The 11575-nt window shown below is 72.9% G+C and carries 10 protein-coding genes and 1 tRNA gene; 1 reads left to right on the top strand and 10 read right to left on the bottom strand.

Annotated elements, in window-relative coordinates:
* The 4 genes from cydD to VGE38_RS16770 all read right to left on the bottom strand — a co-directional run.
* On the bottom strand, positions 1 to 2577 hold a 2577-nt coding region (gene cydD, locus VGE38_RS16785), incomplete at its 3' end, for a thiol reductant ABC exporter subunit CydD (protein ID WP_331143702.1).
* The gene (cydB, locus tag VGE38_RS16780; protein WP_331143701.1) at positions 2577 to 3614 is read right to left on the bottom strand and encodes a cytochrome d ubiquinol oxidase subunit II; all 1038 of its coding nucleotides are present in this window, start codon (positions 3612 to 3614) and stop codon (positions 2577 to 2579) included. The genes cydB and cydD, both read right to left, overlap by 1 nt.
* Positions 3615 to 3635: 21 nt before the next feature.
* Positions 3636 to 5084 (bottom strand): cytochrome ubiquinol oxidase subunit I, encoded by a 1449-nt coding sequence (locus tag VGE38_RS16775; protein ID WP_331143700.1) that lies wholly within the window; start codon positions 5082 to 5084, stop codon positions 3636 to 3638.
* Between the two features lie 129 nt (positions 5085 to 5213).
* Complete coding sequence (locus tag VGE38_RS16770; RefSeq protein WP_331143699.1) at positions 5214 to 6626, bottom strand: cystathionine beta-synthase; 1413 nt, start codon at positions 6624 to 6626, stop codon at positions 5214 to 5216.
* A gap of 75 nt (positions 6627 to 6701) precedes the next feature.
* Between VGE38_RS16770 and VGE38_RS16765 the strand changes: the two genes are divergently transcribed.
* A complete protein-coding gene (locus VGE38_RS16765; RefSeq protein WP_331143698.1) occupies positions 6702 to 7745 on the top strand; it encodes an SGNH/GDSL hydrolase family protein in 1044 nt (347 codons plus the stop codon).
* Between the two features lie 73 nt (positions 7746 to 7818).
* On the opposite strand, the gene VGE38_RS16760 is transcribed toward VGE38_RS16765, so the two are convergent.
* From VGE38_RS16760 to VGE38_RS16735, 6 genes are all read right to left on the bottom strand, one after another.
* Positions 7819 to 8682: a Bax inhibitor-1/YccA family protein gene (locus VGE38_RS16760; protein WP_331143697.1), complete on the bottom strand. Its 864-nt coding sequence runs from the start codon at positions 8680 to 8682 to the stop codon at positions 7819 to 7821.
* A gap of 206 nt (positions 8683 to 8888) precedes the next feature.
* Positions 8889 to 8961 (bottom strand) — tRNA-Leu (locus VGE38_RS16755).
* 100 nt (positions 8962 to 9061) lie between these two features.
* On the bottom strand, positions 9062 to 9340 hold the full coding sequence (locus VGE38_RS16750) for a hypothetical protein (RefSeq protein WP_331143696.1): 279 nt from the start codon (positions 9338 to 9340) through the stop codon (positions 9062 to 9064).
* A 100-nt stretch (positions 9341 to 9440) separates the two neighbouring features.
* Positions 9441 to 10415, bottom strand: a complete 975-nt coding sequence (locus VGE38_RS16745; RefSeq protein ID WP_331143695.1) for a Ppx/GppA phosphatase family protein — start codon at positions 10413 to 10415, stop codon at positions 9441 to 9443.
* Between the two features lie 3 nt (positions 10416 to 10418).
* Complete coding sequence (locus tag VGE38_RS16740) at positions 10419 to 10874, bottom strand: DUF501 domain-containing protein (RefSeq protein ID WP_331143703.1); 456 nt, start codon at positions 10872 to 10874, stop codon at positions 10419 to 10421.
* 53 nt (positions 10875 to 10927) lie between these two features.
* The coding region (locus VGE38_RS16735) for an FtsB family cell division protein (RefSeq protein WP_331143694.1) at positions 10928 to 11575 on the bottom strand (648 nt) is incomplete at its 5' end.

Genomic DNA, 11575 nt, shown 5'->3' with positions numbered 1-11575 from the left:
GAGCCGGGCCTCCGCGGCGCGGGTGCGGGCGGTCAGCGCGCCGGCCTCCGTCACGGTGGTGAGCGGCTCAGCGAGGGCCAGCGGCGTGAGCAGCAGCAGCGCGAGGAACGGCCCGGTCAGCTCGCCGGCGCCGACCGCTCCCTCGAGCAGCAGTGCGGTGGCCGCGACCCCCAGGCCGACGGTGAGCAGGACCGCGCCGCGGGCGAGACCGAGCCAGCGGGCGCTCGTCAGGGTGCCGGCGCCGACCTCCCGGCCGGCCTCGTCGACGCCGGCCAACGCGCGGCCCTCGGCCTGCCAGGCACGCAGCTCGGTGGCGGTCTGCACCGCCTCGGTCACCCGCTCCGAGACCAGCGCGCGACCCTGGACGGCACGCTCCTCCGCCCGGCTCGAGCCGAGCCGGGCCAGTGCGTACGTCCCGGCACCGCCCACCAGGCAGGTCACGGCCACGACGGCCCCGGCCACCGGGCTCAGCAGCGTCGTGACCGCCGTCGACAGCACCGCCACCACGACGAAGGACCGGATCGGGAGCCGCACCCGCAGCTCCCGGTCGAGCACCGCGTCGACGTCGTCGACCACCGAGGCGAGCAGGTCGCCGCGCCGGCGACCGAGCCGTCCCGGCGTGAGCGGCACCAGGGCGTCGTACACCGCGACGCGGCGCTCGGCCAGCAACCGCAGCGCGGTGTCGTGGGACCGCAGTCGCTCGACGTAGCGCAGCACCGGCCGCCCGATCCCGAACGCCCGCACCCCCACGATCGCCACCATCAGCGTCAGCACCGGCGGCTCGTGAGAGGCCTGGACGATCAGCCACCCCGCCGTCGCCGTCAGCGCCACCCCGAACAGGCTGGCCAGTCCCCCGATGACCGCACTCCCCCATCCCGTCGAGCCCCGGGTTCCCGTGGGTCGAGTCGCGGGTTCCCGTGGGTCGAGTCTCGGGTTCCCGTGGGTCGAGTCCCGGGTTCCCGTGGGTCGAGTCCCGGGTTCCCGTGGCGGCGCCAGCTCGACGACCCGGTCGGCGAGCGCGACCAGGGTCGGCCTGTGCGCGACGAGTACGACGGCCCGCGACCGTCCCAACGCGGCGACGGTGTCGGCGATGACCTGCTCGGTGAGGCCGTCCAGGTGGGCGGTCGGCTCGTCGAGCAGCACCCACGGTCGGTCGGCGAGCACCACCCGCGCCAGCCCCAGCCGGGCGCGCTCGCCCGCCGAGAGCGTCAGACCGTCCTCCCCGAGCGGGGTGTCGAGTCCAGCGGGCAGGGACGCGACCCGGTCGGCAAGCGCGACGTCGCGCAGGGCCGCCCAGAGATCGGCGTCGGTCGCGTCGGGACGAGCCAGCCGCAGGTTGTCGGCCAGCGTGCCGGCCAGGAAGACCGGTCGCTGCGGGAGCACCGCGATCTCGTGACGCGCCGGGCGGTCGACGTACCCCTCGGTGGGCTCGAGCAGGCCGGCCAGGACCGAGAGCAGCGTCGACTTGCCACACCCCGACGGGCCGACGATGGCGGTGACGCCGGCGGCCGGGACGACCAACGACGTGGGCGCGAGGGCCGGCACGTCGCGGCCCGGGTAGGTCACCGCGACACCGTCGGCGACGATCGCGCCACGGGAACCCGCGACTCGCCCCTCGGGAACCCGGGACTCGACACTCGGGAACCCGGGACTCGACCCCCATGCGGCGGCCTGGGCGAAGGTGGCGGCACCCTCGGCGGCGGCGTGGAACTCGGCGCCGACCCGGCGCAGCGGCCAGTAGGCCTCGGGGGCGAGCAGCAGCACGACCAGCGCGGTGGTGAGCGGCAGCGAGCCGGTGGCCAGCCGCAGACCGACGGTGACGGCGACCAGCGCGACGGAGAGCGTGGCCACCAGCTCCAGGATCGCGGAGGAGGCGAAGGCGATCCGGAGCGTGGCCAGGGTGCGCTCGCGGTAGCGGTCGGTGACCGCCCGGATGGTGTCGGACTGCGCCTCGGCCCGACGGAACGCCACGAGTGTCGGCAGCCCGCGCACGACGTCGAGGAAGTGGCCCGAGAGGTCGGCCATCGCCCGCCACTGCGACTCGGCCTGGTCGCGCGTGGCGCTGCCGACCAGCGCGCCGAACACCGGCACCAGCGGCAGCGTCAGCACCACCACCAGCGCGGAGAGCGGGTCCGCCACGGCGATCGCGGCGACCACCAGGACGGGCAGCACCGCGCCGAGCACGAGCGCCGGCAGGTAGCGGGTGAGGTACGGCTCGGCCGCGGCGGCGCCCCGGGTCGCCAGCGCCGTGATCGCCCCGGACGAGCCTCGGGCTCGGCCGGCCAGAGCGGCCGCGAGCACCCGCCGGCGTACGTCGCGACCGACCGTGACCGCAGCCCGGGCCGCCGCGACGTCGGACCCCCACCCGGCCAGCGCGCGCAGCGCGAAGACCGCGACGACCAGCCCGGCCCACCCGGTGACCGGGTCGCCACCGACGGCAGCGACGACCAGACGCGTGACCACCCACGCCTGGACCACCAGCAGGGCGGCCCCCACCACGCCGAGGGCGACGACGACCGCCAGCGGGCGCCGGGCCGGTCGCACCGCCTCGCGCAGCACCGGGTCCGTGGGCCGCATCAGTGCACCGACTCCAGCTCGGGCGCGTGGTCCTCGGGGATGTGGTGCACGGCGATCCGCTTGCGGAACACCCAGTAGGTCCAGGCCTGGTAGCCCACGACGACCGGCGCGAAGACCGCGGCGACCCACGTCATGATCGTCAGCGTGTACGGCGTGGCCGCGGCGTTCGTGGCCGTGAGCGACCACGCCGGATCGGTGCTCGAGGGCATGACGTCGGGGAAGAGCGCCACGAAGAGGCCGGCCACCGCCAGCCCGATCGCCACGAAGGTCCCGAGGAAGGCCCAGCCCTCCCGGCCGGCGTACGTCGCGCCGAGGCCGCCCAGCAGCGCGAGTGCCGCCCCGACGAAGACGAGCAGCGACCAGCCGTTGCCGGTCAGCGTCTGCGTCCACACCAGGAAGACCAGCGCCAGGACCGCGGCCACCGGGCCGATGCGCCAGGCGAGCGCCCGGGCGCGCACCCGGATCTCGCCGTCGGTCTTGAGCGCCAGGAAGACCGCGCCGTGGGTCAGGAACAGCGTCAGGGTGACCAGGCCGCCGAGCAGGCCGAAGGGGTTGAGCAGGGTGAACAGCGACCCGACGTACTCCGGGTTGCCGGTCGGACCCTCCTCGATCGGCACACCGCGGACGAGGTTGGCGAACGCGACACCCCACAGCAGCGCCGGCACGAACGACCCGACGATGATGGCCCGGTCCCACCAACCCTTCCAGGAGGCCTCCGGCCGCTGGTGGCGGTACTCGAAGGCCAGGCCGCGCACGATCAGCGCGAGCAGGATCAGCAGCAGCGGCAGGTAGAACCCGGAGAACAGGGTCGCGTACCACTCCGGGAACGCCGCGAAGGTGGCGCCGCCGGCGGTCAGCAGCCACACCTCGTTGCCGTCCCAGACCGGTCCGATGGTGTTGATGACGGCGCGTCGCTCGCGGTCGTCGCGGCCGAGGACCGGCATCAGCATGCCGACGCCGAAGTCGAAGCCCTCGAGGGTGAAGTAGCCGATCCAGAGGACGGCGATCAGGCAGAACCAGACGGTGGTGAGTTCCATTGCTCTCGTCTCTCGGCAGAGTCAGTAGGCGAAGGTGAGCGGGCGGTCGTCCTCGGACGTGTCCGGCGAGCGCAGCGACGGGTCCGGCGGCTCCTGGAACGGCTCGGCGCCCTTGCGGACGATGCGGCGCAGCAGGCCGACCTCGATGACGGCGAGGAAGCCGTAGAGCGACGTCAGCGCGAGCAGCGAGATCCACGCCTCGGTCTCGCTGATGCCGGGCGAGACGGCGTTGCGGGTGGTCATCAGCCCGAAGACGACCCAGGGCTGGCGGCCCATCTCGGTGAAGATCCAGCCGGCGGAGTTGGCCAGCAGCGCCATCACGGGCAGCGAGAGCGCCACCGCGCCGAACCAGCGGAACGCCGGCGTGCGGCCGCCGCGGGTGAGCCAGAGCAGCACCACCGCGCCGAGCGTGGCGGCCGCGCCGAGACCCATCATCCAGCGGAAGGTCCAGTAGGTGACCGGGATGATCGGGGTGAAGTCGTCGGGCGAGTAGTAGCTGGCGCCGGGGTCCTGGCCGTACGTCGCGGCGTACTGCTCCCGCAGGTCGTTGATGCCCTCGACGCGGCCCTCGAAGCTGCCGGTCCCCAGGAACGAGAGCACGCACGGCACCGTGATCGCGAACTTCTCCTCCTTGCCGTCCGGTGTCCCGATCGTCAGCACCGAGAAGGGCGCGCAGGAGTCGGAGGTCTCGTACAGCGCCTCCGCAGCCGCCATCTTCATCGGCTGGACCTCGGTCATGATCTTGCCCTGGACGTCACCGGAGATCGCCACGCCGGCGAAGCCGATCACCGCGACGACCGCACCGAGCCGGATGCCCTTGCGGTACAGCCCGCGGTCGGCCGCGCGGCGGACGTAGAGCCACCCGCAGATGCCGAGGACGAACACCGCGGCGGTCATGTAGGCGGCCAGGATGACGTGCGGGAACGTCGCCAGCTGGACCTTGTTGAACATCACGGCCGCGAAGTCGGTCAGCTCGGCACGACCGGTCTCCTGGTCGTAGCGGTAGCCGACCGGGTGCTGCATCCAGGAGTTCGCCGCGAGGATGAACCAGCTCGAGGCGAGCGTGCCGAGGTGCACGATCCACAGGCAGGCCGCGTGCAGCGGGCGCGGCAGCCTGTCCCAGCCGAAGATCCACAGGCCCAGGAAGGTCGACTCCAGGAAGAAGGCGAGCAGCGCCTCGATCGCGAGCGGGGCCCCGAAGACGTCTCCGACGAACCGGGAGTAGTCCGACCAGTTCATCCCGAACTGGAACTCCTGGACGATCCCGGTCACGACACCGATCGCGAAGTTGACCAGCATCAGCTTGCCGAAGAACTTCGTCAGCCGGAGCCACTCCGGGTTGCGGGTGCGGAGCCAGGCGGTCTCCATGACCGCGACGAGGGCGGTCAGGCCGATGGTCAGGGGAACGAAGAGGTAGTGGAAGACGGTCGTGATGCCGAACTGCCACCGCGCGATGTCGACGAGGTCCACGCCATCACCATCAGCGCTTGTGAAAGATTTCTCAAGCGCTTGTGCTTTCTTTCACAAGATCCCGCCGGGAACGGCCCCCGGATCCAGGATCCGGGGCCGATGTGCTCGGGGAGGACTCCGGGGAACGACTCAGTCGCGGACCAGGAAGCCGAGCAGGTCGTGGCGGGTCAGGACGCCGACCGGCTTGCCGTCCTCGTGGACCAGGACGGCGTCGGCGCCCTCGAGCAGCTTGGCGGCGGCGTGGGCGTCCTCGGTCGCTCCGATGGTGGCCAGCGGCGGGGACATGTGCTGCTCGACGCTGTCGGTGAGCTTCGCGGCGCCCGTGAACAGTGCGTCCAGCAGGCTCCGCTCCGACACCGACCCGGCGACCTCCGCTGCCACGATCGGGGGCTCGGCCCGGACCACGGGCATCTGGCTGACGGCGTACTCCTGCAGGATGTGGATGGCCTCGGCGACGGTCTCCGACGGGTGGGTGTGGACCAGGTCGGGCAGCTGGCCGCTCTTGCCGCGCAGCACCTCCCCCACGGTCCGGTGCGGCGCCTCGCCGCCGGTCGGGAAGCCGTACTGCGCCAGCCAGGTGTCGTTGAAGACCTTCGTGAGGTAGCCGCGGCCCGAGTCGGGCAGCAGCACCACGATCACCGCGTCGGCGCGCCCCTCGGCCGCCAGCTCGTGGGCGAGCTGCTTCGCGGCGTACGCCGCCATGCCGGACGAGCCGCCGACCAGCAGCGCCTCCTCGCGCGCGAGCCGGCGGGTGAACGCGAAGGAGTCCGCGTCAGAGACCTCGATGATCCGGTCGGCGACGTCACGGTCGTAGGTCTCGGGCCAGAAGTCCTCGCCCACGCCCTCGACGAGGTACGGCCGGCCGGTGCCGCCGGAGTACACCGAGCCCGCGGGGTCGGCGCCGATCACCTGGACGTCGGGGTTGCGCTCCTTGAGGTAGCGGCCGATGCCGCTGATCGTGCCGCCGGTGCCGACGCCGGCCACGAAGTGGGTGATCCTGCCGTCGGTCTGCCGCCAGATCTCCGGACCCGTGGTCTCGTAGTGCGACCGGGGGTTGTGCGGGTTGGAGTACTGGTCGGGCTTCCACGCGCCCGGCTGCGACGCGAGCCGGTCGGAGACGTTGTAGTAGCTGTCGGGGTGCTCGGGCGGCACCGCGGTCGGGCACACGACCACCTCGGCGCCGTACGCCTTGAGCACGTTGCGCTTGTCCTCGCTGACCTTGTCGGGGCAGACGAAGACGCACCGGTAGCCCTTCTCCTGCGCCACCATCGCCAGGCCCACGCCGGTGTTGCCCGAGGTCGGCTCGACGATCGTCCCGCCGGGCCGGAGCTCGCCGGAGGCCTCGGCGGCCTCGATCATCCGGGTGGCGATCCGGTCCTTCACCGAGCCGCCCGGGTTGAGGTACTCGATCTTGGCCAGCACGACCGGACCGTCCTCGCCGGCCCCGCCGGTCCCGCCGGTCGGGTCCAGGTCGAGGGTGCGGCCCAGGCGCAGCAGCGGGGTGTTGCCGATCAGCTCGACGAGCGAATTCACGTACTCCACGCCGGCCACCCTACGTCGGCGAGCGGACCGACGGGCCCTGACGCGGGTGTCCAGGCTGCCCTCTAGGGTTGAGGCGTGAGTAAGGCAGGTGCGGCCCGCAAGCTCGCCTCCGCCGCGACGTACGGCGGCGGCGGGCTGTCCGTGCTCGGCGCGGCGCTGTTCGGGGTCCTCGCCACCGAGGCCAGGATGGCGCGCAACCGGATCGGCGAGGCCACGCTCACCGTGGCCGACGCGAGCGGCTGGTACGGCCGCAACCGGCCCGGGCCGGCGATCCGGATCGCGCTGCTCGGTGACTCCAGCGCCGTCGGCTACGGCGTCGAGCACGTCGAGGAGACCCCGGGCGCCGTGCTGGCCAGCGGGGTGGCCGAGGCGGCCGACCGCCGGGTGCACCTGCGCTCCTTCGCGCTGGTGGGCGCGCAGTCCTCGGACCTGGCCAACCAGGTCGAGAACGCGCTGCCCGGCAACCCCGACGTCGCGGTGATCCTGGTCGGCGCCAACGACGTGACCCACGTCGTGCGGCCCTCCAACTCGGTACGCTACCTCGCCGAGGCCGTGCACCGACTGCACGAGGCCGGCGTCGAGGTCGTCGTCGGCACCTGCCCGGACCTGGGCACCATCAAGCCGATCATGCCGCCGCTGCGCCAGGTGGCGCGGACCTGGTCGCGCCGGATCGCCGCCGCTCAGACCATCACCGTCCTGGAGGCCGGCGGCCGCACGGTGTCCCTCGCCTCGATCCTCGGCCCGGAGTTCCTGGCCGCCCCCGCGCTGTTCTTCGGCCCGGACCAGTTCCATCCGTCGGCCGCGGGCTACCGCTCGCTGGCGCAGGTGCTGCTGCCCTCGACGCTGGCCGCGCTCGGCCTCGCACCCGACGCGGACCCCGAGACCACCCGCGGCGAGGGCGTGCTGCCCATCACCGCGGCCGCCGTCCAGGCCGTCAACCAGGCCGGTACCGAGCTCGACAGCACCGAGGTCGGCGGCCATCGGATCGGCATGCGAGGCCTGTGGGTGACGTTGCGGCACCGCCGCCGGCGTACCGACCTGCACCCCGAGGCACCCGCCGCGACCGAGACCGAGCCCGAGTCCGACGTCGAATCGGACGAGGCCACCGCCGGCGCCTGACCCTGGCCCGGCGGGGTGAACACACAACGAGGGCCCCGGATCGCTCCGAGGCCCTCGTGCGTGGTCGTGCGGGTCAGTCCTGCTGGAAGATCGCCAGCAGGCGCAGCAGGTTGGTGTAGATCCAGACCAGGCTGACGGTCATCGCGAACGCCGCTCGCCACGACTCCCGCTCGGGCAGTCCGTTGGCGATGCCCTGCTCGACGAAGTCGAAGTCCATCACCAGCATGAAGATGCCGAGGACGAGGCCCGCGATCGCGGTCAGCATGCCGAGCGTGCCGAAGCCGAACAGGCCGGTGTCGACGCCGAACATGCCGAGCACCAGCGACATCAGGCCCAGGCCCACCATGCCGAAGACGGCAGCGGTGACGAAGACGCGGAACTTGTTGCCGATCTTGATGTCGAAGATCTTGTAGGCGGCCAGCGTGCCGGCGAACGCGGCGAAGGTGCCGAAGATCGCGCCGGGCACGACGCCCTCGTAGACGCCGGCGAACATCTTGCTCAGCGCGCCGAGCGCGACACCCTCGAGCACCGCGAACGCGATCACGAGGCCGGGGCTGATGACGCGCTTGAAGGAGTTCACCATCGACAGCGCGAAGGCACCCAGGGAGCCGATCATGACGGCGGTGTAGAGGCCGCCGACGTTGGCGTCGTCCATGTCGGGGGTCAGGACCCAGGTCGCGAGGGCGGCCAGGATCACCGCACCGAGCGTGAGCGCGGTCTTCTGGACGACCGTGTCGACCGTCATCGGGCCCTGGGCGGTCTCCGGACGCAGGCCGGTCGGACCGCCGGGCGTCCCGACGTTCCAGGTGCTCGGGTCGGTGTAGGCCTGCTGACCGTAGCCCTGGTGGGCCTGGCCGTTGCCGGCGTAGGTCGCGTTGCCGTAGGCGTTCTGGTTGAAGCCCTCGGCGTTACGGAACACCGGGTTGTTGCTCTGCATGGTCTCCTCCGCAAGGAATCCTGGGGCGGTTGTCTCAGGTCGACAACTCACCTGATGAGCCCAGTCTAGGCGTCATCACTGGGGAGAACGCTCGACGACCGGGTTGAGTTCCCACGGTTCCCCGAACGGCGGACGCCCACGTCCACCGGCGGGCCGGGCGGTTCGGGTGTGGCTTCAGGGTGGTTCAGGGTGGCTTCGGACGCAGGTGCCCCCGGTGGGGGTCGAACCCACACTGGGCCGCTTTTAAGGCGGCTTCCTCTGCCGTTGGGATACGGGGGCCGGCCACGCCGTACGGCGGCGCGCGGCCCCACCGTACGACGCCCCGCGGCCCGACCGCGCCCAGGGCCGGTCAGGGCTGGTCAGGGCTGGTCAGGGCCGATCAGGGCTTGTGCGTCTCGCCCGTCGCGCGGTCCGCGTCGTCCACCAGCTCCTGCACCGGCGCGTCGACCGGCCCGAGGTCCGGCTCCACGGCCGCATCGTCCAGGTCGGCGTCGTCCACGGCGGCGTCGTCCAGGAGGTCCTCGGCGACGTCGAGGTCGTCGGCACCCGGCGCGTCGGTCCACGGCGACGCCGGCTGGTGCTGCTGGCCGCTCCGGAGCACGCGTCGGACGCCGGCGGCCAAGGCGGCGATCACGGCGATGGAGATCAGCTTCTTCATGGAGCACCTCGTCACGGGAAGTCAGTCGGGAGCGGGAACCCCAGTCTGGTTGCCCCGGCCGCCCGGTGTCATCCGGCGTCGTCCGGACCTGGGACGAGGATCACGCCGGCTGAGCGGGCGGCGCGGGCGGAGCTGCCAGGGACCAGGCGATGCCGTCCAGGATGTCGCTCTCGGAGACGACCATCGTCGTCACGTCGGCGCGGCGCAGCACCCGGCTGAGGATGAGAGCGCCGGCGGCGATGACGTCGGCCCGGCCCGGGTGCATCCACGGCAGCGCCCGTCGTTCGTCGACGGTCATCGCCACCAGCCGGTCGACGAGGTCGTGGACGTCCGCGACCGGGAGCACGGCCTGGTCGATGGCGTCGCGGGAGTACGCCGGCAGGTCCAGCACGCCGGCCGCGACCGTCGTGACCGTCCCCGCGACGCCGACCACGGTGACCGCCGTACCGGGCGAGACGGGGCTGGCGTCCAGGTGCGCCTCGATGTCGCGCACGCAGGCCGCGACCTCGGCCGCGGTGGGGGGATCGGAGTGCAGGTGCCGCTCGTGGAGCCGGACCGAGCCGATGTCCATCGAGTGGGCGGCGGACGGCGGGGCCGCCACGGACGCACCGGAGATCAGCTCGGTCGACCCGCCCCCGATGTCGACGACCAGCACCGGCAGCCCGGGGGCGTCGCGGAGATTGCGCACCGCACCGTCGAAGGCGAGCGCCGCCTCCTCGGCCCCGCTCACCACCTCCGGCTCGACACCCAGGCGGTCTCGGACACCGGCGGTGAAGACGTCCGCGTTGGCCGCGTCGCGGGTCGCCGAGGTGGCCACGAACCGGACCCGCCCGCCCTGATCGGGCGCGGCACCGTGGGCACGGATCAGCTCGGCGTACTCGTCGAGGGCCGTGAACGCCCGCGCCAGCGCCTCCTGCGCGATGACGCCGGAGTCGTCGAGCCCCTGACCGAGCCGCACCATCCGCATCTCGCGGACGGCGACGTCCATCGGCGCGCCGGGGTCCTCGGGCAGCGTGCCGATGAGGAGCTTGATGGTGTTGGTGCCGCAGTCGATCGCGGCGACGGGGGCCGACATCTGCTACGCCGGGCCGTCGGCCGGGACCTCGACGCACGGCCCGGCCGCCCACCACTCGCCGAGCAGGTCGAGGACCTCGTCGCCGAGCGGGTTGACCCCGCGGCCCTGGGCGAGCGACTGACCGGCCAGCACGTGCAGGCACTTGACGCGGTCGGGCATGCCGCCGGCGGAGATGCCGTGGATCTCGGGCACCTCACCGAGCTCGTAGCGCGCGGCGAGGTAGCACTCGTGGGCGGCCTGGTAGGCCGCGGCCAGCTCCGGGTCGGTGGCGAGGCGGTCCTGCATCTCCCTCATGAGCCCACCGCCCTCGAGCGTGCCGATCAGCGAGGCCGCCCGGGGACAGGTCAGGTAGTACGTCGTCGGGAACGGGGTGCCGTCGGGGAGCCGTGGCTCGGTCGTCACCACGTCGGGCAGCGAGCACGGGCAGCGGTGACCGATCTCGTGGATGCCGCGTGGCATCCGGCCCAGCTGGGCCTCGATCGCCGCCTCGTCGGCGGGCTCCACTGGCTGGCTCACTGTCCCTCTTCCTGTCCCTGGTTCTCCTCGGCGGTCCCGTCGATGCGGGTCGCCGGCGTCTCGGCCTCCGGGGCCGGCGGGTCACCCGCCAGCTCGACCGACGCCCAGGCGTCCTCCCACCACGGCCGCTTCTCCTGCCGGCCGACCTCGTCGGGCTCGCTGAGGCTGGCCTCGGGCTGGATCCGGTTGCCGTGCTCGTCGAGGGCGACGTACGCCGTCTCCCCCGGCATGACGTAGCCGAACCGCTCCCGGGCCTGCTGCTCGACGAAGGCCGGGTCCTCCCAGCGCTCCTTCTCCGCCTCGAGCTCGTCGATCGCGGCCTGCCGCTCGGCGATCTGCGCCTTCATGGACTCGATGTTCTCCCGCTGCTGCAGGTAGGCCTTGAGCGAGGAGGCGTAGGAGACCGTCAGCACGGCGAGGACCAGCACGAGCACGGCCGCCCGGCCGGTCAGCCGGGGGTTGGCGCGCGCCTTCTGGGCCGCAGCGCGAGCCGCACGGGCCGGGTCGGCGATCCCCGCCGGTGCGCTGCGACCGGGCGCCGGCTCGGGACGGCGCCCGGGCGCCGTACGTCCGGGGCCGGTCCGGCCCCGGGGTCGGTCGCCCCGTCCGGGCGTACGTCGCTGATCGGCCACGTCCGTGATTCT

It is taken from the genome of Nocardioides sp. (assembly GCF_036405735.1).
Taxonomy (GTDB): Bacteria; Actinomycetota; Actinomycetes; order Propionibacteriales; family Nocardioidaceae; genus Nocardioides.
Note: the sequence above shows the minus strand (reverse complement) of the source record. Positions and strands in the feature narration are given on the sequence as shown.